22 protein-coding genes are annotated in these 24,077 nt (G+C 59.3%); 7 read left to right on the top strand and 15 right to left on the bottom strand.

What is annotated here, in order from left to right; all coding sequences use genetic code 11:
* Positions 1-101 precede the first annotated feature (101 nt).
* On the top strand, positions 102-1,067 hold the full coding sequence (locus tag KD146_RS04390; protein WP_249327576.1) for a glycerophosphodiester phosphodiesterase family protein: 966 nt from the start codon (positions 102-104) through the stop codon (positions 1,065-1,067).
* Between the two features lie 142 nt (positions 1,068-1,209).
* Here the strand turns inward: KD146_RS04390 and alaS are convergent, their stop codons facing one another.
* Both alaS and recA read right to left on the bottom strand, forming a co-directional pair.
* Positions 1,210-3,849 carry an alanine--tRNA ligase gene (gene alaS / locus KD146_RS04385; protein ID WP_212657517.1) on the bottom strand — a complete coding sequence of 880 codons (2,640 nt, stop codon included), beginning with the start codon at positions 3,847-3,849 and terminating at the stop codon, positions 1,210-1,212.
* A gap of 290 nt (positions 3,850-4,139) precedes the next feature.
* Positions 4,140-5,207: a recombinase RecA gene (gene recA, locus KD146_RS04380; protein ID WP_212657516.1), complete on the bottom strand. Its 1,068-nt coding sequence runs from the start codon at positions 5,205-5,207 to the stop codon at positions 4,140-4,142.
* Between the two features lie 280 nt (positions 5,208-5,487).
* On the opposite strand from recA, the gene araD1 reads away from it, so the two are divergent.
* Positions 5,488-6,483 carry an AraD1 family protein gene (gene araD1, locus KD146_RS04375; RefSeq protein ID WP_212657515.1) on the top strand — a complete coding sequence of 332 codons (996 nt, stop codon included), beginning with the start codon at positions 5,488-5,490 and terminating at the stop codon, positions 6,481-6,483.
* Positions 6,484-6,543: 60 nt separating this feature from the next.
* A complete protein-coding gene (locus KD146_RS04370; RefSeq protein ID WP_212657514.1) occupies positions 6,544-7,560 on the top strand; it encodes an aldo/keto reductase in 1,017 nt (338 codons plus the stop codon).
* Between the two features lie 34 nt (positions 7,561-7,594).
* On the opposite strand, the gene KD146_RS04365 is transcribed toward KD146_RS04370, so the two are convergent.
* On the bottom strand, positions 7,595-7,990 hold the full coding sequence (locus tag KD146_RS04365) for a DUF2237 family protein (protein WP_212657513.1): 396 nt from the start codon (positions 7,988-7,990) through the stop codon (positions 7,595-7,597).
* Positions 7,987-10,560, bottom strand: coding sequence for a cell cycle histidine kinase CckA (cckA, locus tag KD146_RS04360; RefSeq protein WP_212657512.1), 2,574 nt, complete (start codon positions 10,558-10,560; stop codon positions 7,987-7,989). The genes KD146_RS04365 and cckA overlap by 4 nt, the downstream gene beginning before the upstream one ends.
* Before the next feature lie 325 nt (positions 10,561-10,885).
* On the opposite strand from cckA, the gene KD146_RS04355 reads away from it, so the two are divergent.
* Entirely contained in the window at positions 10,886-11,311 is a 426-nt protein-coding gene (locus tag KD146_RS04355; protein ID WP_212657511.1) for a PACE efflux transporter, read from the top strand.
* 30 nt (positions 11,312-11,341) lie between these two features.
* On the opposite strand, the gene flhB is transcribed toward KD146_RS04355, so the two are convergent.
* Genes flhB through flgB form a run of 6 tightly spaced genes read right to left on the bottom strand, consistent with a single transcriptional unit; the run spans position 11,342 to position 14,698 of the window.
* On the bottom strand, positions 11,342-12,424 hold the full coding sequence (gene flhB, locus KD146_RS04350) for a flagellar biosynthesis protein FlhB (RefSeq protein WP_212657510.1): 1,083 nt from the start codon (positions 12,422-12,424) through the stop codon (positions 11,342-11,344).
* A gap of 3 nt (positions 12,425-12,427) precedes the next feature.
* Positions 12,428-13,195 carry a flagellar biosynthetic protein FliR gene (gene fliR, locus KD146_RS04345; protein WP_269369313.1) on the bottom strand — a complete coding sequence of 256 codons (768 nt, stop codon included), beginning with the start codon at positions 13,193-13,195 and terminating at the stop codon, positions 12,428-12,430.
* A gap of 2 nt (positions 13,196-13,197) precedes the next feature.
* A complete protein-coding gene (gene fliQ, locus KD146_RS04340; protein ID WP_212657509.1) occupies positions 13,198-13,464 on the bottom strand; it encodes a flagellar biosynthesis protein FliQ in 267 nt (88 codons plus the stop codon).
* A gap of 51 nt (positions 13,465-13,515) precedes the next feature.
* On the bottom strand, positions 13,516-13,851 hold the full coding sequence (gene fliE / locus KD146_RS04335; RefSeq protein WP_212657508.1) for a flagellar hook-basal body complex protein FliE: 336 nt from the start codon (positions 13,849-13,851) through the stop codon (positions 13,516-13,518).
* Positions 13,852-13,868: 17 nt separating this feature from the next.
* Positions 13,869-14,279 carry a flagellar basal body rod protein FlgC gene (flgC, locus tag KD146_RS04330; RefSeq protein WP_212657507.1) on the bottom strand — a complete coding sequence of 137 codons (411 nt, stop codon included), beginning with the start codon at positions 14,277-14,279 and terminating at the stop codon, positions 13,869-13,871.
* Between the two features lie 14 nt (positions 14,280-14,293).
* Positions 14,294-14,698, bottom strand: a complete 405-nt coding sequence (gene flgB, locus KD146_RS04325; RefSeq protein ID WP_212657506.1) for a flagellar basal body rod protein FlgB — start codon at positions 14,696-14,698, stop codon at positions 14,294-14,296.
* 177 nt (positions 14,699-14,875) lie between these two features.
* Between flgB and KD146_RS04320 the strand changes: the two genes are divergently transcribed.
* Together KD146_RS04320 and fliP are read left to right on the top strand one after the other, a co-directional pair.
* Complete coding sequence (locus KD146_RS04320) at positions 14,876-15,559, top strand: flagellar biosynthetic protein FliO (protein ID WP_212657505.1); 684 nt, start codon at positions 14,876-14,878, stop codon at positions 15,557-15,559.
* A 25-nt stretch (positions 15,560-15,584) separates the two neighbouring features.
* On the top strand, positions 15,585-16,319 hold the full coding sequence (gene fliP / locus KD146_RS04315; RefSeq protein ID WP_427857079.1) for a flagellar type III secretion system pore protein FliP: 735 nt from the start codon (positions 15,585-15,587) through the stop codon (positions 16,317-16,319).
* Here fliP and KD146_RS04310 read toward each other — a convergent pair.
* From KD146_RS04310 to KD146_RS04290, 5 genes are all read right to left on the bottom strand, one after another.
* A complete protein-coding gene (locus tag KD146_RS04310) occupies positions 16,316-19,663 on the bottom strand; it encodes a tetratricopeptide repeat protein (protein ID WP_212657504.1) in 3,348 nt (1,115 codons plus the stop codon). The two genes, fliP and KD146_RS04310, sit on opposite strands and share 4 nt — an antisense overlap.
* A gap of 138 nt (positions 19,664-19,801) precedes the next feature.
* Positions 19,802-20,950, bottom strand: a complete 1,149-nt coding sequence (locus KD146_RS04305) for a MotE family protein (protein ID WP_212657503.1) — start codon at positions 20,948-20,950, stop codon at positions 19,802-19,804.
* The gene (locus tag KD146_RS04300) at positions 20,947-21,375 is read right to left on the bottom strand and encodes a DUF6468 domain-containing protein (protein ID WP_212657502.1); all 429 of its coding nucleotides are present in this window, start codon (positions 21,373-21,375) and stop codon (positions 20,947-20,949) included. The genes KD146_RS04305 and KD146_RS04300 overlap by 4 nt, the downstream gene beginning before the upstream one ends.
* Positions 21,375-22,547 (bottom strand): flagellar motor switch protein FliM, encoded by a 1,173-nt coding sequence (fliM, locus tag KD146_RS04295; protein WP_212657501.1) that lies wholly within the window; start codon positions 22,545-22,547, stop codon positions 21,375-21,377. The genes KD146_RS04300 and fliM overlap by 1 nt, the downstream gene beginning before the upstream one ends.
* Positions 22,547-23,050: a flagellar basal body-associated FliL family protein gene (locus tag KD146_RS04290; protein ID WP_212657500.1), complete on the bottom strand. Its 504-nt coding sequence runs from the start codon at positions 23,048-23,050 to the stop codon at positions 22,547-22,549. The genes fliM and KD146_RS04290 overlap by 1 nt, the downstream gene beginning before the upstream one ends.
* A gap of 284 nt (positions 23,051-23,334) precedes the next feature.
* Between KD146_RS04290 and flgF the strand changes: the two genes are divergently transcribed.
* Positions 23,335-24,075 (top strand): flagellar basal-body rod protein FlgF, encoded by a 741-nt coding sequence (gene flgF / locus KD146_RS04285; protein WP_249327575.1) that lies wholly within the window; start codon positions 23,335-23,337, stop codon positions 24,073-24,075.
* Positions 24,076-24,077: the final 2 nt, after the last annotated feature.

Raw genomic sequence — 24,077 nt, 5'->3', positions numbered from 1 at the left:
ACCTCGGTGCCAACCATTCACTTTTTCCTTCTCCCTCAATAGAATAGAACCCTCACACCTAAAGCTGCGGACGTGTCATGTGGCAGTGGATCAGAATTGCTATGGCCGGGCTCGTCCTGTTCGCGATTAGCGTTGTTGTCCTGAACGGATCATGGCACGCGCCCGCGCCTGCCGATCCGCAGCGCCGGTTGCTTTCCCACCGCGGTGTTCACCAAACCTTCGACCGCACCAACATCGCCAACGACACCTGCACCGCTGAGCGCATCTTCCCACCCACTCACGACCTGATGGAAAACACCCTGCCCTCAATCAAGGCAGCTTTCGATGCAGGCGCCGATGTGGTTGAAATCGACATTGCAGCAACCACTGATGGCCAGATGGCCGTGTTCCATGACTGGTCACTGGGGTGCCGCACAGACGGCAAGGGCCCCATTCGCGATCACAGTATGGAGGAGTTGCGCGCGCTCGACCTTGGCTATGGCTACACGGCCGATAGAGGCAGCACCTTCCCGCTGCGCGGCAAAGGGATTGGATTGATGCCCACCCTCTCAGAGGTGTTCGCGGCCTTCCCCCAAGGGCGTTTCCTGATCAACTACAAGAGCCGCGACGCCTATGAGGGCATCCTACTCGCTGCGCTCATCGAGGCGAACCCCGATGTCCGCCGCGCCTTGTGGTCTGCCTATGGCGGCACCGAACCGACAGAACGCGCTAACGAATTGATACCTGGCCTCCGTGGTTTCACCTCTACAGGCACCAGATACTGCCTGATCGGCTACGTTCTGCTTGGCTGGAGCGGGCATATCCCCGTGGAATGTCGCAATACGCACGTCATGGTGCCGATCAACTACACCTGGGCAATGTGGGGCTGGCCAGACCTGTTCCACCAACGAATGGCAGCGGCCGGCAGCGATATCATCCTGATCGGCCCTGTCGAGGCAGGCGAAACCGGCACCTCGGGCATCGACACCCCCGAACTACTCAAGACGATCCCTGACACTTTCGACGGCTATATCTGGACCAACCGCATTGAGCTCATCGGCCCCTTGGTGACGTCAGAAGTCCTTTAGACGCTGCTGCCCGCGTGCCCGCTTATCGTCGTCCTTCTTGAGCAAAATGCGAGCGACCTTAGGCATCTGGTTCGCTCTCCAACGCGACAAAAAAAGGCCCCCGCCAGAGCGGGAGCCTTTGAATTTCGTTCGCGGCAGCGCCCTAGAGCAACGCGCGAATGGCAGCCAGAGCTTCTTCGGCCTTGCTTCCATTGGGGCCGCCGGCCTGCGCCATATCAGGTCGACCGCCGCCACCCTGACCGCCCAGTGCCGCCGAGCCCGCCCGCACCAGGTCGACCGCTGAGGCCTTGCCGATCAGGTCCTCGGTTACCCCTACAGCCAGCCCAGCCTTGCCATCATCCGTAACGCCGACAATGGCGATCACGGCAGAGCCGACCTGCTTCTTGGTCTGATCCATCAAGCCGCGCAGATCCTTAGGTTGAAGCCCTTCGACAACCCGACCAACAAACGCGATCCCATTGATGATCTCGGGACCTTCGGTCTTTTCCGACCCGCCACCCATGGCTAGCTTCTGCTTGGCGTCACTCAGGGCCTTTTCACTGCGTTTGAGTTGCTCCTGCAACGCCGCGATACGCTCGAGCACTTCATGACCGCCAGAGCGCAGCAGACCAGCCGCCGAGTTCACGATAGCCACATTGGTATTGCCGCGATGGCGCGCAGCCGTACCGGTCAGCGCTTCAATGCGGCGCACGCCAGCCCCCACGGCACTTTCCGCCACGATCGACACCAAACCGATGTCGCCAGTCCGACGCACATGCGTGCCGCCACACAGCTCCACCGACCAGCCCAGGCCATTGCCTGTCGGCTCACCCATGGCCACCACGCGCACTTCGTCGCCATACTTCTCGCCAAACAGGGCCCGCGCGCCGGATTCCTTGGCCTCATCAACGCCCATCAAGCGCGTTTCAACCGGGGTATTCTGCAGCACGATGGCGTTGGCGATGTCTTCGACCTCGGCCATCTCCTGCTCGGTCACCGGCTTGGTGTGCACAAAGTCAAAGCGCAGACGGTCAGGCGACACCATCGAACCCTTTTGCGCGACGTGGTCGCCCAGCACGATGCGAAGCGCTTCATGCAGCAAATGGGTCGCCGAATGGTTGGAGCGGATCGAGGACCGGCGCGTGTGATCAACCACCAGCGTGATCGGCTGACCAACCTTGAGCGTGCCTTCACTCACCTTCACCATATGGGCAAAGACGCCATGAAACTTCTGCGTGTCCTGCACATCAGCGGCAAGACCATCGCCATGCAATGCGCCGCTATCACCAACCTGGCCGCCACTCTCGCCGTAGAACGGCGTCTGGTTGACCACCACGATGCCCTCTTCGTCGGCGGCCAATGCAGCAACTTCAACGCCGTCCTTGAGCAGTGCCTTGATCTCAGCCTCGGCCGTCTCGGTCTCGTAGCCGAGAAATTCAGTCGGGCCCAGCTTGTCAGCCAGCCCGAACCAGACAGTATCGGTGGCAGCACCACCGGCACCGGACCAACTGGCGCGGGCCTCTGCCTTCTGTGCTGCCATAGCTGCGTCAAAGCCGGGCTGATCCACAGTAATGCCACGCAGACGAAGCGCGTCCTGCGTCAGATCGAGCGGAAATCCATAGGTGTCATAGAGCTTGAAGGCCGAACCGCCATCAAGCACTGCCCCTTCGTTCATATCCTTGGTTTCATCGGCCAGTATCTGCAAGCCGCGGCCCAACGTCTTAAGGAAACGTCCCTCTTCAAGCCGCACCGTTTCAGCGATCATGGCTTCACCGCTGCGCAGTTCGGGATAGGCCTGCCCCATTTCCCGCACCAGCGTCGACACCAGCTTGTGGATTACCGGCTCACTGGCACCCAACAACGTAGCGTGCCGCATTGCACGACGCATGATCCGGCGCAGCACATAGCCACGACCCTCGTTGGAAGGCAGCACGCCCTCGGCAATCAGGAAGCTCATCGAGCGCAAGTGGTCGGCGATCACGCGCAGGCTGCGATTGCCCTCGCCCTTTGGATCAACCCCGGTCGCCGAAGCGGCTGCCCCGATCAGCGACTTGAACAGGTCAATATCGTAATTGTCGTGCACGCCCTGCATCACCGCAGCGATACGCTCGATGCCCATGCCGGTATCGATCGAGGGGCGAGGCAGGCTGTCACGGCTACCGTCACCCTGCTGTTCATACTGCATGAACACCAAGTTCCAGATCTCGATCCAGCGATCGCCATCTTCCTCTGGTGAACCCGGAGGGCCACCCCAGACATGCTCGCCATGATCGTAAAAAATCTCTGAGCACGGACCACACGGACCGGTATCGCCCATCTGCCAGAAGTTCGACTTGGCGCCGAGCCGCACGATCCGGTCTTCGCCCAAGCCAGCAATCTTCTTCCACAGCGCCATGGCCTCGTCATCGTCCTGATAGACGGTGACCATCAGCTTTTCCTTGGGCAAATCCCACTCTTTGGTAAGCAGCGTCCAGGCCAGCTCGATCGCTTCTTCCTTGAAGTAATCGCCGAACGAGAAATTACCCAACATTTCAAAGAAGGTGTGGTGGCGGGCCGTGAAGCCGACATTGTCCAGATCATTATGCTTGCCGCCAGCCCGCACGCATTTCTGCGCCGAAGTCGCCCGCGAATATGGCCGCTTCTCGATACCGGTAAAGGTATTCTTGAACTGCACCATGCCCGCATTGGTGAACATCAGTGTCGGATCATTGCGCGGGACCAATGGGCTGGACGCCACCGCCTCATGACCATTGCGGGTAAAGTAGTTTGTAAAGCTCGAACGCAGGTCGTTTACGCTGGTCATGAGAGGACTTTCATTCGGAGACTGGTGCCCGCGCACCACAGCAAAGTTAGGCTGGCTTTCTATCGCGCAGCTTGGCGAAATGTCCAGCATTGCTGCGCCCGCCAGACCCTCCGGAGCCGATCTGGCGTCAATCACCATTCTTTAGAACACCTCCAGCGGGCCTGCCGCTGCATCTTTGCGCCCAGCCAACCGCTGCAAATTCTTGCTCTGCGACCTTCCAGCAGGACGCGCCAAAACAAAAAGGGCACCGCTATCGCGGTGCCCAGTCATCCCCGCATGGGAGGAAAAACCTATTCGTCTTCGGTCGTGCCCGATCCTTCGACCAGCAGTACTTCGCCCAACAGGCCCGAGCTTTCGCGCACACCCTGTTCGATGGTGCGGGCAGCTTCAGGATTATCCTTGAGATATTGCCGCGCGTTTTCACGGCCCTGCCCCAGACGCTGGCTATCCCATGAGAACCAGGCACCCGCCTTCTCAACAATCCCGGCTTTGACGCCCAGATCGAGCAGTTCGCCGGTCTTGGAAATGCCCTCGCCATACATGATATCGAATTCAACCTGACGGAATGGCGGCGCCAGCTTGTTCTTGACGACCTTGACCCGGGTCTGGTTGCCCACGATCTCTTCGCGATCCTTGAGTGCGCCGATACGACGGATATCAAGACGAACCGAAGCATAGAACTTCAGCGCATTGCCGCCGGTCGTGGTCTCGGGCGAACCGTACATCACGCCAATCTTCATGCGGATTTGGTTGATGAAGATCACCAGACATTTCGACTTCGAGATCGAGGAAGTCAGCTTGCGCATGGCCTGACTCATCAAACGGGCCTGCAGGCCCGGCAGCGAGTCGCCCATCTCGCCTTCCAACTCGGCGCGTGGCGTCAGTGCAGCGACAGAATCGACAACAAGGACGTCGATCGCACCCGACCGCACCAGCGTATCGGTAATTTCCAGCGCCTGTTCGCCGGCATCCGGCTGCGAGATCAGCAGATCGTCAACATTGACACCCAGCTTGCGAGCATAGATTGGGTCCAGCGCGTGTTCGGCATCAACGAAGGCGCAGATACCGCCGGCTTTCTGGGCCTCGGCAATCACATGCAGTGCCAGCGTGGTCTTACCCGAGCTTTCTGGTCCAAAAATCTCAACGATACGGCCTTTTGGCAGGCCGCCAATGCCCAGCGCGATATCCAGACCGAGCGAGCCAGTCGAGATCGACTCCACCTCGATCGAGCTGGCCTCGCCCAGACGCATGATCGAGCCCTTGCCGAAATTGCGCTCAATCTGACCGAGCGCTGCGGCGAGTGCCTTGTCCTTATCCATCGATCCACCTTCAACAACACGAAGCGACGCGTTAGCCATCAATTCTCTCCTTATTCCACGCTCTGGGAGACTGCGCAACGCGCGGCCACCTCGTTTGGGGGTGCATACAATGTGCTTTATTTGTTCTCATCTTGTTCCGTTTAAGTCAAGGGACAAAATGAGAACATCGTGCCGGATCCAATTTTGAGGTGTATAGAATCAAGGCCGTCGACAGCTAGCGCCTAATAAGTATGATTTTTGGACTTGCCACTGGCACCCATGTTGCGTTTTATGCCTGCAACCTTGCCCTTTGGGGCGTTTTTCGCGCAGGAGCCGCGCCATGAATCTCATCCAGTTCTTCGATCTCGACGGCAGTCGTGCCGTGGCCGCCATCCAGAACGACGTCGCCCGAACTGTTATCGGTGCCACCAGTGTTTATGATCTGACCATTGAGGCGCTGGCCGGTCTGGGTGGGCTGGCAGCCCTGATCGAGGCCAAAGGGCTGGGGGCCACTGTTGACCGCGGTGCGATTCTCGCCGAAGGCCGCATGCTCTCGCCTATCGATCATCCCGATCCCGCTCATCTATACGTGACCGGTACCGGATTGACCCATCTCGGTTCCGCCGCAACTCGCGATGCCATGCACAAGGCCAATGGCACCAAGACGGAAAATGACCTCACCGATTCCATGAAGATGTTCCAGATGGGCCTGGAAAACGGCAAGCCCGCTGATGGCGAGAAGGGTGTCCAGCCCGAATGGTTCTACAAGGGTAATGGCTATTCAGTGGTTCGCCCAGGCCACCCCATCCCTTCCCCAGGATTTGCGCTCGACGCCGGCGAGGAGCCCGAGATCGCTGGAATTTACGTGATCGATCACAATGGTCAGCCACGACGCCTTGGTTTTGCCTTGGCAAATGAATTCTCCGATCACGTCACCGAACGCGTCAACTATCTCTATCTGGCTCACTCCAAGCTGCGCGCCTGCTCCTTTGGTCCCGAACTGCGGGTCGGTGATTTGCCTGCCCATATCGAGGGCATGTCGCGCATCTACCGCGACGGCAAGGTGCTGTGGGAAAAGCCCTTCCTGTCGGGCGAAGACAATATGAGCCACACCATCGCCAATCTGGAATATCACCACTTCAAATACAACCTGTTCCGCAACCCAGGCGATGTCCACGTGCATTGCTTCGGCACTGCAACCCTGAGCTTTGCTGACGGTATTTCGACCCAGCCGGACGACATTTTCGAACTCGAAGAAGCGCAGTTCGGCGCAGCCCTCCGCAATCCAGTGCGCATGGAGACAGAACACCCCTTGATCGTGGGCAGCATCTATTAACTTGCTGCATAGCAACTAACATGTCAGTTTCCCCGCGTTTTGAATTGCCGGGGAAACAGCATGGCTCGCACACTTGAAAAACGCCGCATTGGCCAGTCCAGTCTCGAGATCACCACGCTGGGGCTGGGCTGCGCCAGCTTGGCTGGTATCTTCTCGGCTGTCCCCGCAGATCAGGCTCGCGCCACTATTCATCATGCGCTCGATGCCGGATTGAACCACGTCGATACTGCGCCGCAATATGGTCTGGGCCGCTCCGAACATCTGGTCGGCGATGTCGTGCGCACCCGCCGTGCAGAGACAATACTGTCCACCAAAGTGGGCCGTCTGCTCAAGCCGGTGAGCCCCGACGTTCAGGACAAGGGCGCCTGGGTCGATCCCCTGCCCTTCGATCAGGTCTACGATTACTCCTACGACGGCATCATGCGCTCGTTTGAGGACAGCCTGCAGCGGCTGGGCGTCAATAATGTCGACATTCTCTATGTCCACGACATCGGGGTCGCAACCCACGGCGTGGAAGCCAACAAACCGCTCTGGCAGCAACTGGCCAGCGGCGGCTATCGCGCTCTGCGCGAGCTGCGAGACACTGGCGTGGTCAGTGCCATCGGCCTGGGCGTCAACGAGTGGGAAGTGCTCATGGATGCCATGACGCTAGGCGATTGGGATGTGTTCCTGTTGGCAGGCCGCTACACCCTGCTCGAACAGACCGCGCTGGCCCCCTTCATGACTACGGCCGCCCAACGCGGCTCATCTGTCGTGGTCGGCGGCCCATTCAATTCCGGCATTCTGGTAGGCGGCACGACGTTCAACTACGCCAAGGCCCCTGAAGCCATCGTCGCCCGCGTCAAGGCCATCGAGACGGTGTGCACCCAGTTCAATGTGCCCCTGCCCGCAGCTGCGCTGCAATTTCCCCTGACCCATCCCGTGGTGTGCAACGTCTTGCCCGGCCCGCGTTCGCCGGCGGAACTCGACGGCATCCTCGATTGGTGGGATGTCGCCATACCCGCTGAACTGTGGACCACGCTGGCAGAAAAAGGTCTGCTGGCATCCGGAACACCCACTCCCGGTGGCACCGCCTAGGGCCGCGACGATACGGGCGCCAAGGCGCCCGTTTTCAATTCAGGTCCAGCGCGTAACTCTTGAGCAGGTTGAGGGGTACCAGCCCCAGCACGGCCTGATTTGTAGCGCGCAAATAGACACGCGGTGCCATACCGGCGACATGTGCCTGCATCCATCGCCCTGCCACCAGGCACCAGCGATTGCCCTCCACCAGTCCGGGAAAGGCGAATTGCGGCATGGGTGTCGTCAGATCGTTGCCGACCGATCTCGAATAAGCCAGAAACACGTCGCTGACGGCGATGCACACCAGATGCACGGCGGCATGATCAGGTCCAGCAGCACAAAATCCCGTGCGGAAGAAGCCAGTTAGTGGATCGTGTGAACAGGGCTGCAATGCCTCGCCGAGAACATTGAGTTCACTGGGACCAGGAAACCGCCCCTGCTCGTTCAATGCACCTCATCCTTGCCCAGCTTCTGCAGCACTTCCTTGACCTTGGAGTTGATCTGGTCGAGCGAATAGGGCTTGGGCAGGAACTCCACGCTCTGATCATCTTCGATGTCGCGGCGCACGCTTTCCTCAGCATAGCCGGACACAAAGATCACCTTCAGGTTCGGCATGGACTTGCGCACTTCCTTGAGCAGGCTGGGGCCGTCCATTTCAGGCATAACCACGTCCGAGATCATCAGATCGATCTTGAAGTCGATATCCTCGAGCACTTCCATGGCCTCTTCGCCGCCATCAGCCTCGAACACTTCATAGCCCGTCGCACGCAATGCCTGGGCCGAAAAGGCGCGCACGCTCTCCTCGTCTTCAACCAACAAAATGCGTTCGTGTCCCGTCAGGTCGCGCACTGGCGCTGCCGCTGCTGCAACCTTGGCCGCCACTTCGCTTTCGCTGGCCACATGGCGCGGTAGGAAGATCTTGAATGTGGTGCCAACGCCCACGGTCGACACGGGATAGATATAGCCCTCGGTCTGCTTGACGATCCCATAGACTGTCGACAGACCCAGACCAGTGCCCTTGCCCAATTCCTTGGTGGTAAAGAAGGGCTCGAAGATTTTTTCGATCACTTCGGCGCTCATGCCGGTGCCGGTATCCTGCACGTCAATCAGCACATAGTCCGCCGGCACCATGCCTTCAAAAGTAAACTTCTCGGCTTCGCCGCGATCAACATTGGAGGTCCGCAGCGTAATCGCGCCCCCCTTGGGCATGGCATCACGCGCATTGACCACCAGATTGATGATCACCTGCTCAAGCTGCACAACATCGGCGCGCACCGGCCAAATGTTGCGGCCATGCTCGACAGTCAGTGTGTTTTTCTCGCCGATCATGCGCTTGAGCAGCACCGTCAGATCGTCAACGATCAGCGGCAGTTCAAGCACCTGAGGGCGCAAGGTCTGGCGGCGCGAGAAGGCCAGCAACTGGCGAGTCAGGCCCGCGGCACGATTGGCGTTCTGCTTGATCTGCATCAGCTCGCTGAACGACGGATCGCCTGGCTTGTGCTTGAGCAGCAGCAAATCGGAAAAGCCGATAATGGCGGTCAGCAGATTGTTGAAATCGTGCGCCACACCACCCGCCAGCTGGCCCACGGCCTGCATCTTTTGGCTCTGGGCAAACTGCGCTTCCAGCTTGCGCTGGTCGGTCATGTCCAGCGCATAGACATTGATCTGCTCAGGCGAACCCGCGCTCATCTCCGATGCTGAAAGGTACAGCCGCACTGCGTGATCGCCCTCAATGCTCAGCAGCGCATCCACTGGCTCGATCTCGGAACGATGCGCCAGCGCTTCGCCCACAGCCTTGCCGAAACGCTCCCGGCTGGCTTCGCCGATCAGCCCGCTCAAAGGCTCCATTTCGATGCTTTTTTCTTCGCCCGCCCAATGGAAAATTCGCCCGAATGGCGCATTGGTGCGAATAATCCGCCCGTCTGCGTCCAGCGTCGCAATGGCGAATGGCGTGTCGTTGAAGAAGCGCGAGAACCGCACTTCAGCGGCGCGCAATTCTTCTTCGTTCTCAGGTGCGTTGGACTTGTCCAGAACCAGCGTGCGCGTCTCGCCCAGTTCGCCATCCGCTAGGCGCGCAGCGCGATGCAACAGGCGTACCGGCAGGCTGGTGCCGTTGCGGCGGACGAGATCGATGTCGATGATTTCGGTGCGGATCTCGCCGTCACCGCGCCCGCGCATCAGCAGGGTAGCACCATCGCCGCGCACGATATCGGACATGCCCAGCTGTCCAGAATTGAACTCGGCAAGATCATAGCCAAGCCAGTCGGTCAGCGTGGAGTTCAGATACTGAATGCGGCCATGCGCATCCGCGGAGAAGAAGCCTGCTGGTGAATGATCGAGATAGTCGATGGCCCGCTGCAGATCACGGAACGCGCTCTCATTGCTGTCGCGATCCCGGGTAATGTCTTCAACTGACCAGATCACCAATGGCTTCTTGGCCTCGTCAGACTCGGGCAGCGGACGAACGCCCACGCGATACCAGAACGCCTTGCTGCTGTCGGCTTGCGAACCGCCCAGGCCACCAACAATGCGGATATCCTCCACTGCGGCACGCCCATCCTTGGCAGCGCGCGACAGCCGGTAGATAGCCTCACTCGCGTCAGACTGGCCGGCAAACAGCCGCGGCACGCCCACGGGTAGACCATTGGTCAGCGCCCCGCTGAAGCTGCCATAGTGCGCGTTCACATAGGAAATCTTGCCGTCGCGATCGGCCACCACCGCGCCAAAAGGGAGGCTGTCGACTACGGCATTGGAGATTGTCCGGCGCTCTTCGCCATTGGCGAAACGGAACAGCCCGGCCGCCAGACCGAACAGGCAGAACACCCCAACCACCGCCAGCACGCCGACAAAGGTCATGATCAGGTCGGGGGAAATCTGCTCGCTGAACAGTGCAAAACCAACCGCAATCCCCACCAGGAACATGCCCAGCAGCAAAACCCGCCACAGGCCTGCACCGCTGCGCCCATTGGCAATCAGCGGGTCGGGATACGTGTCTTCGCCAAGCGGCGTCGATGCCATGGGTCAATCTGCTCCGTAGCCAGTGAGTCGAGCCGAATCAGGCGCTGTATTAACGTCTAGCAAATGCCCCCCTGCTTCGGGAGACTGAACGGCGTTTTCAACACCGTGCAGGCGAGCAAACCGACATTACGGTCCAAACAGCACCCGCACCAGCGCTATGGCAGCACTTCAACGCACCATTGCGCCTGCATGGCCACGATGGCTGATGGACGACGCGACTTGATTTTTGGTCATTCGCCACGATATGCCTGCGGCAAGTGAGGACGACCTCCCCCTATCCGGGCACCTAGATTGCGGGACGACCCGATTTGCATTGAGGTCTCCCATGCGCACACCACGCGATCGTATCCGTCATGCCATCAGTTTTGAAATTATCGGGCTTGCCCTGATAACCCCGCTGGGGGCTTTCGCCTTCGCCATGCCCATGCACGACATAGGGGTCATCGGTGTGGGCAGCGCCACGCTCGCCATGGTCTGGAACTACATCTATAATTATGGCTTTGATCGCCTGCTGCTGCGCCTGCGCGGTGACACGCAAAAATCGATGCCGATGCGTGTTCTGCATGCCGTGCTGTTCGAGCTGGGGCTGCTGATCGCCCTGATGCCGCTGATCGCCTGGTATCTGGACGTCAGCCTCTGGCAGGCGCTGGTGATGGATGTGTCGTTCGCCCTGTTCTACATGGGCTACGCCTTCGCCTTCAATCTTGCCTATGACCGCGTCTTTCCGCTGCAATCCAAAACAGCGAGTTAGCGCAGCCTCAGCCTCAGCCGCACCGGCGCATTAGCGTGACTTCCAGCCGGCACCCTGCTTGAGCCGCATCACGAAGCCGATTACCTCGGCGACAGCCTTGAAATGTTCGTTGGGAATGCTCTCGCCGATTTCGACACTGGCAAACAGGGCGCGCGCCAATGGTGGGTTTTCCACGATTGGGACATCGCTCTTCTTGGCCAACTCGCGGATGCGGAACGCCACCGCATCGGCACCTTTGGCAACGCATTGCGGCGCGCCCATCGCCTTGTCGTACTTCAACGCCACGGCAAAGTGGGTTGGGTTGGTGATCACCACGGTGGCGTCAGGGACCGAGGCCATCATGCGCTGACGCGACTTTTCGTGACGCAACTGACGCAGCCGACCCTTCACATGGGGATCGCCTTCCATCTGTTTGTACTCGTCCTTGGTCTCCTGCATCGTCATCATCTGCTTCTTCCACCATTTCTGGCGGACATAGAGATAGTCAGCGAAGGCGATCAGCGTCACCACAGCCAGCGTGGCCAGGAAGATCTTGATCCCGAGCTCCCAGAAGTCCGACAGAATGATTAGCGGGTCCGCGGTCATCATGGTGTCGAGCCGGTCGCGCTCAGGCCAGACGGCGGCAATCACCACAGCACCGACAATGCCGATCTTGAACAGCCCCTTGAGGAAGTTGACGATCGACTCGCTGGAGAACAGTCGCTTGGCCCCCGCCAGCGGCGAAATTTTGGAAAGCTTGGGCTTGAGCGACTCTGCCGACATCAGCGGCCGGTGCTGGATGAGATTGGCGATGATCGCAGAAAACGACAGCACCACCAGCGGGATAAGGACGGTGCCCAGCAGGGCCATCGCCAGATTGTTGAAGAAGCCGCCCAGACCATCGCCATCCAGCGAGATCCGGTCGGCATTCATCATGATTAGCTCGAGCGACCCCATCAACCCGGTCGCCGCACCCGGTGCCATGGTGGCAAAGATCGCAGCCGATCCGGCCAGCATGAACCAGGTGACGACCTCCTGGCTCTTGGCAACATCGCCCTTCTTGTGGGCGTCCTCGAGCTTTTTCTGGGAGGGGTCTTCTGTTTTGGAGGATTGTTCGGGGGCTTCGTCTGACACTGCTTAGCCCCTCCACATTGCCAGATGGCGCTCGAACCCTGCCAGATACCAGCCCATCATCATTGTCAGGAGCAATCCGAACAGAAAGATGCCCATGAAGATATTGGCAGGCATCAGCACGAAGAAGACCTGCATGGCCGGCATCAGGCGCGCCAAAATGCCGGCACCCAGGTTGAACACCAGACCAAACACGATGAACGGCGCCGACATCTGGATGCCGATCGTAAACGCACTGCCAACGGTTCTCAGCGCCAATTGCGCAGCATCATCAAACATCAGCGGCGTATCGAGCGGAAACACCATATAGCTGTCAAACGTCGCCGCGAGCGCCATGTGGTGCAGATCGGTAGCGAAGATCAGCACCATCCCCAGGAAACTCAAAAAACTGCCAAAGACCGCCCCTTGCACACCTGTTTGCGTCGGGTCGGCCGCCATGGCGCTTGAAAGCCCTGCCTGAAAAGCGATGATCGCCCCGGCAACCTGTGTAGCCATCACGGTGATCCGCGCAATGGCCCCCAGCATGATGCCGATCGCCAGTTCGTGAAAGATCAGCCCGATAATGTTCATCACATCGTCCGGCATGGCCGGCAGGTTCGGTGCCAGCAGCGGATAGACCACCAGCGTAAAGGCCAGCGCGAAGCTCAGCCGCATGCGCATTGGGATCATGTCTTCACCCAATGCCGGCATCAGCATCAGGATAGCGCCAATCCGCGTAAACAGCAGAATATAGACAAAGGCCGTATTGGGCAGCCAGTCGAGGCCGATCGTCACCCTCAGCCACCTACAATGATCATGTCGACGACACGGTTCATGTAGCCGCCCATGGTGGCGCCCAAAAACGGCAGCGTCAGCAGCATCGTCAGAAAGATCGCGATGATCTTGGGCACGAAAACCAGGGTCTGTTCCTGGATTTGCGTCAGCGCCTGGAACAGCGCGATGATCACGCCGACCACCAGCCCCACGACCATCATGGGTGATGCCACCATCAGCAAAACCCAGATACCATCGCTTGAAATGTCGAGGACTTCGGCGCCGGTCATGTTGGTTCCTGTGCTGGACGACCGAATCGTCGCCCTGCGCCCAGTCTACGCCTAGATCGGCATCCGCATGATCTCTTCATAGGCAGATATCACCCGGTCTCTGACGGTGACCATGCTTTCAATGGCAATTTCGGTCTCGCTGAGCGCTGTGACCATATCGACCACATTGGCTTTTCCGTTGACCATATCCATGGCCATCTTGTCGCTGGTCTTGCCGCTATCGACCACGCCCTGCACCTGGCTGGCGAGCATGTCGGCAAAGTTCTGACCGCCATTGCTTGGCGCCAACGCTGTAAGGTCGGTAGCCGGCTTGGCCGACTGGTTGATCAGCTTGCTGGCATTGCCATAGGCGGCCGCGGCAGCGTTGAAAGGGGTATTGATAGCCATGACGAATTCCTACCCGATCAACCGCGCAGGATGTCGAGCGTACGCCCGAGCATCTGTCGCGTGACAGTGACAACATTGAGGTTGGCCTCATACGTGCGCTGGGCCTCGCGCATATCCATGGTCTCGATCAACGTATTGACGTTGGGATACTGCACATAGCCCGTCGCATCGGCTGCCGGGTGGCCCGGCTCGTAGCGGCTGGTGAAATCACTCATGTCGTAGGCCATCTTGCCCACTTCCACGATTTTGCCACCGACGTCGGGATCAAAGCTCGTTTCGAAGGTTGGAATCCGCCGGCGATAGGGTTCATTGCCCGGCGCTTTGCCAGCCGAGTCGGCATTGGCCAGGTTTTCCGCGATGATACGCATACGAGCCGTCTGGGCGTGCAGCCCGGTGGCCGCGATGCGAAGCGAAGAATTGAAATCCATATTCGCTTACTTTCCTAGGAACGGCCGAGAGCGGTGCGCAGCACCTTGATCGACTTCTGGTACAGCCCGGTAGCGGCCTGATAATCCATCATATTGGTGGTCACCTTCATCATCTCGTCTTCGAGTGAGACACCATTGCCTTCCGGCGTAATTTCAAAATTGGCCATCTGCTGGGCGCCAAACGCGCTGTCGCCCTGCCCACCCACTGAAAAGTGCATTGGCTGCGTGGCGGAAGTGGTCACTGACGCAGACGAAAAGGCGCCATTGATCTCGGCATAATTGAACTGTTTGAGATCGCGACCGCGATATCCGGGCGTCTCCGCATTTGCGACGTTTTCTGCCAGTAAACCTTGACGGGTCTGGTGCCAGCGCATCTTGTCAGCAAGTGCCGTAAACACCGGCATGTTCATAAGGCCCATTGGCCGTGTCCCCGCGAGTCCAATCCTGCGATGGGCAATTCTTGCCGGGTTATAGTTAATCAAGTGTTAACCAGCGCAGGTTTTGCCGGGAGCAGGTCTCGCAATCTGCACATTTACGCGGCTTACTAGGCAAGATATGCCGTCCGGATTCGGATCAGAATAGACTTTGGAGCAGATATGCAGTTCATCACCAGCCTGTTTGGCGGTTCAGGTAATTACTTGCTGACCGGCCTGTTCGCCCTTGGCATCGTCATCATCCTGATCGTGCTAGGTGTGTGGCTGCTTAAATTGCTGTTCAATGCCACCAGCACTGCTGGTCGCGGCCGAAACCGCCGTCTGGCCATCATCGACACGCTTGCTCTTGATCAGAAACGTCAGTTGCTGATCATCCGGCGCGACAATGTCGAGCACCTGATCCTGACGGGCGGACCTCAGGACGTGGTGGTCGAAACCGGCATCCCTGTCGATGAACAGGCCGCGAGCCAAACCAGCCGCCGTCCCATCCCCATGGTCGCCGCACGCAAGCCCGCGCCTAACGCCGTCCCGGCAGCAGCGGCCTCAGCAACCACCGCCGCAGTGACCACCGCCCCAACGCCGGTAGCCACCGAGCCCTCCGGCGCCCCCGGAACTGTACTGGCCGAACTGCAGAAACAGGGTCGCGCCACCAACAAGAAGGCGCACCTTTCGCTGCGCCATACCGGCCTGCTGCGCCCCGTTAGCGACATGGAATTGCCGGTTTCCCCCGAAAACTCCAACGGGCCCGCTGAGCCAGCCCTCGACTCAGCTACACAGGACAGCGCACAAGCAGAGATCGAAGGCACTGACCTTGACGACGGCACCCGACATAACGACCGGAACTGATCGCGCGACCATCCGTCGCCGACCTTTGCTGCGCTATGTCGGATGGGCCACACTGGTCGCACTGTCCCTGACGCCATCCTTGGCGTTTGGTCAGGACATTTCGATCGATTTCGGTGATCAAACCACCATCACCGAACGCGCCGTCCAGATCATCGGGCTGATCACCCTGCTTTCTCTGGCACCATCCATCCTGGTGATGGTGACCAGCTTCACCCGCATCGTGGTGGTGCTCTCCCTTTTGCGCACCGCCATCGGCTTGCAGACCGCCCCGCCCAACTCAGTGATGGTCTCGCTGGCCTTGTTCCTCACCTTGTTCGTCATGCAGCCCACTCTGCAGGCTACCTATGATCAAGGCATCGCCCCCTTATTGTCGGGCGACATTGAAATCGCCCAGGCCTTCGAACAGGGCAGCGAGCCTTTGCATGCCTTTATGCGGGCCAATGTTCGCGAGCAGGATCTGACCCTGTTCTTTGACCTCACTGAAGCCGAAATCCCGCCCGAGCCCGAAGCCATTCCTCTGCAATTATTGATCCCGGCCTTTATGATCTCAGAACTGCGACGAGCATTCGAGATCGGCTTTCTGCTGTTCCTGCCCTTTGTCGTGATCGATATGGTCGTTGCCTCTGTGCTGATGAGCATGGGCATGATGATGCTGCCGCCAGTGGTGATCTCACTGCCCTTCAAGCTGATCTTTTTCGTGCTGGTCGATGGCTGGTATCTGGTCGCTGGCTCGCTGGTGCGCAGCTTTTCCAGCGGCTAGCCGGCGCTGCCCAGGCCAGTACTGGTTTCCGACGCCACCATGGGCGCCAATGCGCCATCCGCGCCATAGGTGTCGCGATAGGACGCCAGGAATGAGTTTATGCCGTCCACGCCCGATACCTGATTGGCCACGGTTTTGAACTCCAGGCTCGTGACCTCGATATTGCCGGTCACCAGATCAAACATCGGCCATTCTGGCGACGTCACCATGGCGTCACCGAATTTGGACCGCAGACGCGATAGCCCCAGCCTGTCATTGGCGAGCACGAAACCAACCGCCGCGCGGATCACGCCCATCCGGGCCGGCTGGCTTAGGGCCGCCTTGGTTTCTGGGTCAGAATATAGCGCCTCGATCATTTCGCTGGCTTCGGTATAGCGGCGTGCCTTCCAGTGCGCATCAATGCGCAGCAATGTCACATCGCGGCCATCCAGATCGCGCACCAGATCCAGGCCAAGCTGGTCACGGCCGCCATCAATCATCGCCCGCGCTTCCAGTATCCGACGCTGACGCGCCAGAGAATCGGGAATATTGGGCACCCGAGTGGCGTTAAGCACGCGCAGGGCATCCTGTGGCTTGCGATCAGCCAGATAGATAACGGCGAGATCTGCAGCAATCTGCGTCTTGGCGATGCCACGCAGACGATTGTCCAGCTGATATTCGAGCAGCTCAGCGGCCTGAGACAGCAGATCAACACGCACCAGGCGACGCGCCAGATTGCGGATCATCTCATCACCGCGCGCGCCCGGCGGGGTCAACTGGCGGAAGTCGTAATAGAGCCCCAGCGCATCCACGGGGCCTAGCGAATCTGCGACGCCATTGAGGAACAGCTCGCTGAACATGCTCTGGGCTTCATCGCGCAGGCCGTTGATCGGCGGGCTTTCCGGATAGTTCGCCACGGCCTGTTTGACCGTTTCAAAACCCAGGCGATAGTCGCCATTGCGGAAATACAGCTCTGCCAGCAGCTTTTGCATGTCCGCTTCGAGCGGATTACCGCGCCACAGCAGCGATTCAGCTGACAGAGTCTCGGTGGCCTTGGCCAGGTTCAGCTTGCCCGCATCATCGAGCAGGCGCAGCGTACGGTAGATGGCTTCTGCGCGTGTCGGCCGAATGTCGGCAGCAATCACCTGACCGTAGGTATCGATCGCCTCATTGATACGGCCTTCGGCCTCGTCAATGCGACCCGACAGCAGGTGAAACAGGCTGCTATCCTCGGAATCCAGCCCCGAGAAATCAATCTTGGCCATCAGGCGTTCGGCCATGTTGGCGTCGCCGACTTCGATGGCCGAGCGAATGGCGGAGAAATAGAAGCGGTTGCGCACCCAGGTCGGGTAGCCGTCGACCACAGACTGCGCTTCCAGCGCATCGCTCTTGGCACCCTTGAAGTCATAATTCTCGGCCCGCGCAATGGTGCGCCACACCAGTGCGTCGACCTCCTGCCCCATTGTGGGCGTGTTCAATATCCGCAAGGCATCGCGTGGACGGTTTGCAATCGTGTCTGCAATCGCCAGTGAGAGGCGCACCTTGCGCGTCAGATCGGTTGATTTGAGATCCTTTTCGAGAACCTCAAGCACACCGACCGCCTCCAGCGCAAAGCGGTTGGCGATGAAGTACTGCGCCAGATCAAGACGGGCCTGATCGCGTTCGGGGCCTTCGGCATTGGCGGCCGCAGACAGCAGGTTCTGCCGCTCCTCGGCGAACAGACCGAAATCGGGCTGTTCCATGCGCTCGAGATCAACAAAACCGCTGCGCATCGCTTCGGTAATGCCATTGCCGATCGAACGCGGACCATCAATCGCCGAGACCGTCAATCCACCCTGAACGGCAAGGACCGCAAGATCATTCTCGATCGTGACGTTCAGATCGTCGATCTCTGGCCTGACCACCAGGCCGTGCACACTGCGCAAGGCAGAAAATTCAACATAGTCCAGCGTGCGTGTCAGTCCCCGCGCGGGCGGGAACGCTGTCACGACCTTGAGCACATCGCCGACATTGGGGTCACGGAAGTCGTGCACGCGAGCAGGCCGGGCCACATTGGCGACCATCTCGAAATCGCCCTCGACATCGCGGCGACGGTTCAACTCGATCGGCTCGGTCGGCGTCAGCATGATATCGCCCAAAGACAGCACCCAGGCCATGCCTTCCGAGCCCAACGTTGCCAGACGGTCATCCGACAATTCCACTCGCACCACCTGCGTATCGCCGGAAGCGACAACAGCAAATTCACGGGCCAGCGTATCGAGCTCATCCGACTGCGCCGGTGGGGCAATGCCCGAGACGGTGTCGAACATCATCCAGACCGTATCACCCCGCCGGAACACGGCAGCCGGCGTGTCCTGCTCGAACGGAAAAACAACCCGCACAGTCGAGCCCAGCACATTGACGAAGGGCGTTACCGTTTTGGCAGCCGATTGCGGGTACAACATGCCAACCAGAGGGTCGCTGGAATCGCCGTGCTCAGCGCCATGATCCTGCTTTGCAATGCCGTCCGCCAGTGTGGCCGCGTCAAAGCTGGGCAGACCAACCCCGGCAATATCGATGTCCAGAATGTATTGTCGCGGCGAGTTCTCATAAAAGCGCGGCTTGATGCCTTCTGCCAACTGCAGCGTGACCGTCGAGCCATCGGGGTTAACGGCACTTTCGACGGCAAGCAGTTCAGGCGGTAAGTCGATGGCCAAATCGCGCAGATCGATCCCGACCGGCCATTCGAAGCCGATCATCCCCATATCCCCTTCCTGGACATAGGCACCCGTCGTGGGAACCGACCAGTCGAACTGCACCCGCAGGAATGTCGGATTACGCCCAATGCGCACACTGGCCTGTGGATTGAATTCAACCACACCGGCGGCCTTGCGGTCCTGCTCTGCACGAATGGCGGCCAGACGCGCCCGCTCGGCCAGCTCATCAATAACGTTTTGCGGCAAGGCGGGCGGTTGCCCCTGCCAGTTGGGTGGCAGCAGATCGATATAGAGCTTCTCGCCCGCTTCAATACGATTGAAACTGAAGCCGGACCGCAGCCCCATGCGCAGGCCACGCCCGTCCGGGTCTACGCGCGCCACCGACAGATAGTCAGGCATGGTGGTGCTGACATCGGGCAGAATGACGGAAATAGGCTCGACGAACTCAAGCGAGAGCACGCCGTTTTCGATGCGCATGGAATAGTCAGGCAGTGTATTGCGGCTCGGAAAGCTCAGGATAATGCGGCCATAGCCGTCTTCCTGCGTACCCAGCAACTGGCCCTGCTCGACAGCGAATACAGGCGCAACAAGGCCCAGCACTGACAGCGCAGCCAAAAGTGCCAAGGTCTTTTTGACCTTGAGCAAGCCTGCTTGGATAGCGGTCTTCACCGGCTTCTGCCCGCCCGACGCAAAGCGCGTACTCAAAGGCCAATTTCTAGGCCGGCAATACGCGCGGGTTACACAATACTCGTATCGTACACCCTAGCGGGATGGGCTTAACGGCCCCTTACTCTGTCAGGCAAAGCCTTATTGACCGACAATCTGCGGCAGGGCGGCCAAAGCATCCGGTGTCATCTCCGACGCAGGCCGGTCCGCAAGCGCCGCCATCTCCACCGTCAGTTCCTGCGCCCGGGCCGTATCCATCACAGCCAGAATGGGTGCCATCTTGCGCGGGCTCATGGTCTTGGCGACCCGCAGCAGCACGTTCATGTCCAGATTGTTGAAGATGTTGGCCGCGTCCTTGGGCTTCATCGTTTCATACATGGCCACGATGCCGGCAAACTGCCCAGCCTCCATCTCTTCGCGCTGATCGACCAGGCTAGAGATTTGCGCTTCAAGTGCAGACAGCGTGGCCGCACGCTCTTCGATGCGTTTTTCAGCGGCGTCGACGATTGAGGAGCGCAGGGAAAGATCGTCTTCGTATTTCTGCAGCTCATCGCGCCGCGCAGCCAGCCGCTGCAGCAGCAATTGCTCGGTTTCGGATGCCGCATCAGTCGACATCAGCGGCACCACGCCACCCTTGCCGTCAATCAGCAGCGGCACTGCATCACCTGATGGCAGGCAGTCAGCCATGGATTCAGCAAACACCGGCATTGGATCGCCACTGCGCGGGGCTATTTCAGGTTCTGCGCTTCCGCCATGCCCATCGCCCGCAGCCGCCGCAGCGTCCGAAGCTGGGTTGATGATCACATTGCCTTCAGCATCGATGGCAGCATCGGAATCCACGCAATACGTATCTTTGCTGCCGTCGACACCATGGCTCGCGTCATTGCTCAGATCGTGATCGGCAGCCAGTGTCTCGCTGGTTGCTTCGTGATCGTCAGCAGCCGCGTCGCCGTGATCGCCTTCGGCGGCTGGCTCTTCACCATGGCCGCCCGCTGGAGCAGCTGCCGCACCGTGACCGCCCGCTTCGCTCTGCTGACCCATGGTCGGCGAAGGATCCGCCATTGTCGGGCTGGTATCTTGCAGTGTGGGCTCCTGCGGCAGTGTCAGAGTGGCGTCGGATTCGGTAACATTGCCCCCTTCCCCGCCGCCACCGCCGCCGCCGCCCGCAGCCTGTACCGTGCGCACACCTGTCAGCACGTAGCCGCCATTGGTGACAAGACCGACGGTCTTGAGCACCAGAAGCGCCGCAATGGCGAAGACGACAACGGGTAACAGGCGGATATTTGTCACGCAGCGGCTCCTCGGGTGCGGACGCGAGATTGCAACTGCTCAAGCGCCGACTGCACCTTGTTGGGCTGCTCGACAGGCTCGATGGTCTGGCTGTGCCGCGCCACGCTGGTGATCTTGACGATCCGCTCCATCAATACCGTACCGGCATTGACGTGATTGGCCAGCTCGACACCAAAGCGCTCGGCTTCTTCCAGTCGTGAGTTCAGCGACAGATCCGCTTCCACCGCGGTCTGTTTGAGTTCCTTGATAGCCTGATTGGCCAGGTTGGTGGCCCCGACAAGGTCCGCCACCATCTGGCGCATCTCGTCCTTATCGGCGTGAAGCCGCTTCAGCCGCTGGTTGAGAACGACGCAATATCCGATTGTCAGTGCCAGCAAAACGGCGACTGCACTTTCCACGAACAGTCCTAGGGGCAAGCCGAACATCATCGTCCTTCCAGTTTTTCATCAATCGCCTCAAAGGCTTCCATAGTCACCTTTGGCGGATTCAAGGGGCGCGTAACCCGCACCGATACGTGGTTGCCGATATGGCCCATGATGGCTTCAGTCAGCTCGACGTCGCCGCAGCGCAGCCGAACCGGATCGCTGGGCGAGCGCTCGAACATCAGCGTGTCACCCGGCTGCATAGTCATCATCTTGGAAAGGGGCACATTCTGCTCGTGCAGTACGGCCTCGACGTCGACTTCCGCGGAATAGATTTCAGTTGCCAGATGGCCTTCCCAGATCGGGTCACGGCCAAATTTTTCACCCATGAACATCTGCAACAGCTGTTCACGGATCGGCTCGATGGTGGCGTAGGGCAGCAGGATTTCAATCTTGCCGCCGCGATCGTCCATTTCGATGCGCAGCTCGATCAGTATCGCGGCATTGCCCGGGCGCGAAATCGCTGCAAACCGCGGATTGGTTTCCATGCGTTCAAGCTTGAAATTCACATTGGTCACGGGCTCGAACGCCCGATGGGTGTCGTCCAGGATCACTTCGATCATCCGCCGCGCCAGCGCCAGCTCGATTGTCGTATAAGGACGACCCTCAACCCGGATATTGCCGCCAATACGGCGGCCGCCCAGCAGCACGTCGATCATCGAATAGATCAGACTGGAATCGACGGTCAGCAGCCCGTAATTCTCCCATTCCTCTGCCTTGATCACCGAGAGGATGGCGGGCAGCGGAATGGAGTTCAGATAATCGCCGAAGCGAACCGAAGAAATGGAATCCAGCGTCACTTCCACATTGTCGGAAGTGAAATTGCGCAGGCTTGTCGTCGTCAACCGCACAAGGCGGTCAAAGACGATTTCGAGCATGGGCAGGCGTTCATAGCTGACCAGCGCCGAGTTGATCAGCGCCTGAACGCCCGTCAGCTCAACATTACTGCCCACGCTGGCGTCAAAGCCCAGCAGACTGTCAATTTCATCCTGATTGAGGACGCGGTCAGGACCACCCTCCCCGTCGCCGGTATCGCCTTCGAGCATTGCCGCCCATTCAGCAGCGGCCTCGGCGGCCTTCTCTTCTTCGGTCTGCTCAGCGCCATCCACCGGGACAATGGTATCGTCCACGTTCCAGTCGTCGCTGAGTTTGTCCTGATCGCTGGGCTCTGCCATTACTGTACCAGGATTTCCTTGAACAGCACCGACTCCACCCGAGATGGGTAGATTGCCACGTTCACGCGACGCAAGAGCTCTTCCTTGAGGCGATACACACCGGCAGATCCCTCCAGATCGGACTTGCGCAGCTCGCGCAGGTAAACCTGAAACGCATCGACCACCTTGGCCATGCGCGGCTGGATTTCCAGCATCATCTCTTCATTGGCCACTTCGAGCGCCACGGTCAGCTTCATAAATGCTTCGCCATCAGCCTCATTGTTGAGGTTGATGATCATGGGCGGCAGGTTGAAGATAAAGGTATGGGCGGCTTCGATCGTGCCGCCATGACCGTCGTCGGCCTCACCGGCATGCTCGGCCTCCGCTGTCCCCTGGGACAGGAAGAAGAATGCCCCGGTGCCGCCCAACAGGACGACGATGGCAGCAGCACCTATGATGATAAAGAGCTTCGGGATCCCCTTCTTGGGGGCCGCGCCGTCTTCGATTTCCGCTTCAGCGGCCATTGCGCACCTGCCAAACTCAAGGTTTCCCGGGCGATTCCGGTTATTCACCAGCTAAGCGCCCGATGGTTAACGAAAGGTTACAAAAACACCCAAAGCGGCAGATATTGCCGGGTAAGTTTTGCCGCTCTCGGCAAGCATGCGCTGACAACGCCTATCCATCGATACAGCTATCTGTCTGATTTTATTAAAATTTCCGGCTTGGCATGGTTTCTGCAGTGTAAACGGCGAGACCGTCGGCTTGGGGAAGCAGGCGGTCTCGGGGAAGTTAACACCGGGGATCAGCAATGATCGAGAATGCGCAACTGATAGGCCTGAGCCGGCAAATCGCGCTGCAGCGTCAGATGGATGTTGTCGCCAACAACATGGCCAACATCAACACCACCGGCTTCAAGGCCGAAAACCTGCTGTTCGAAGAATACGAAATGCCTGTCGCCCGCGACAAGGATTTCAAGACCAGCGACCAGCCCCTCGCCTATGTGCAGGATTGGGCCACCATTCATGATCTGTCCGGCGGCCCCATGGTACAGACCGGCAATCAGTTTGACGTTGCACTCAACGGTGACGGCTTCTTTGCCATTCAGACTGCAGCGGGCGAACGCTGGAGCAAATCGGGCGCCTTCCAGCTCGATGCAGGCGGCACCCTGGTTGACCTCAACGGCAACCCGGTTCTCGGTCAGGGCGGACCCATCAAGTTCGGCCCCGAAGAAACCGGCATCATGATTGGCAAGGACGGCTCGATCAGTTCAAGCGCTGGCGCCAAGGGCAGCCTCCGCTTGGTCGAATTTGCCGATCCACAGTCTCTGACCCGCGAGGGAAACAACCTGTTTGCCGGTGGCACCCCGATTGCTGCGACCAACACCGGGGTCATGCAGGGCTTCATCGAAAAATCCAATGTCTCGGGCGTCACAGAAATGGCCGAAATGATCCGCGTGCAACGCGCTTACGAATCCGCCACCTCGCTGGCCCAGCGTCAGGACGACTTGCGTCGTTCGGCGATCCAGCGTCTCGGCGATGCAAACGCTTAACC

Source organism: Devosia litorisediminis, assembly GCF_018334155.1.
Taxonomy (GTDB): domain Bacteria; phylum Pseudomonadota; class Alphaproteobacteria; order Rhizobiales; family Devosiaceae; genus Devosia; species Devosia litorisediminis.
This window is presented reverse-complemented; position numbering and strand designations above follow the sequence as displayed.

What these genes read in the sequence shown, in the direction of transcription:
- flgC (WP_212657507.1), bottom strand. Translation starts at nt 14,279, where the DNA reads ATGGATTTCAATTCTTCGCTTCGCATCGCGGCCACCGGGCTGCACGCC.
- KD146_RS04355 (WP_212657511.1), top strand. Translation starts at nt 10,886, where the DNA reads ATGCGCACACCACGCGATCGTATCCGTCATGCCATCAGTTTTGAAATT.
- KD146_RS04300 (WP_212657502.1), bottom strand. Translation starts at nt 21,375, where the DNA reads ATGTTCGGCTTGCCCCTAGGACTGTTCGTGGAAAGTGCAGTCGCCGTT.
- alaS (WP_212657517.1), bottom strand. Translation starts at nt 3,849, where the DNA reads ATGACCAGCGTAAACGACCTGCGTTCGAGCTTTACAAACTACTTTACC.
- fliE (WP_212657508.1), bottom strand. Translation starts at nt 13,851, where the DNA reads ATGGCTATCAATACCCCTTTCAACGCTGCCGCGGCCGCCTATGGCAAT.
- fliM (WP_212657501.1), bottom strand. Translation starts at nt 22,547, where the DNA reads ATGGCAGAGCCCAGCGATCAGGACAAACTCAGCGACGACTGGAACGTG.
- flgF (WP_249327575.1), top strand. Translation starts at nt 23,335, where the DNA reads ATGATCGAGAATGCGCAACTGATAGGCCTGAGCCGGCAAATCGCGCTG.
- KD146_RS04370 (WP_212657514.1), top strand. Translation starts at nt 6,544, where the DNA reads ATGGCTCGCACACTTGAAAAACGCCGCATTGGCCAGTCCAGTCTCGAG.
- KD146_RS04390 (WP_249327576.1), top strand. Translation starts at nt 102, where the DNA reads ATGGCCGGGCTCGTCCTGTTCGCGATTAGCGTTGTTGTCCTGAACGGA.
- cckA (WP_212657512.1), bottom strand. Translation starts at nt 10,560, where the DNA reads ATGGCATCGACGCCGCTTGGCGAAGACACGTATCCCGACCCGCTGATT.
- araD1 (WP_212657515.1), top strand. Translation starts at nt 5,488, where the DNA reads ATGAATCTCATCCAGTTCTTCGATCTCGACGGCAGTCGTGCCGTGGCC.
- KD146_RS04290 (WP_212657500.1), bottom strand. Translation starts at nt 23,050, where the DNA reads ATGGCCGCTGAAGCGGAAATCGAAGACGGCGCGGCCCCCAAGAAGGGG.
- flgB (WP_212657506.1), bottom strand. Translation starts at nt 14,698, where the DNA reads ATGGGCCTTATGAACATGCCGGTGTTTACGGCACTTGCTGACAAGATG.
- KD146_RS04320 (WP_212657505.1), top strand. Translation starts at nt 14,876, where the DNA reads ATGCAGTTCATCACCAGCCTGTTTGGCGGTTCAGGTAATTACTTGCTG.
- recA (WP_212657516.1), bottom strand. Translation starts at nt 5,207, where the DNA reads ATGGCTAACGCGTCGCTTCGTGTTGTTGAAGGTGGATCGATGGATAAG.
- fliQ (WP_212657509.1), bottom strand. Translation starts at nt 13,464, where the DNA reads ATGACCGGCGCCGAAGTCCTCGACATTTCAAGCGATGGTATCTGGGTT.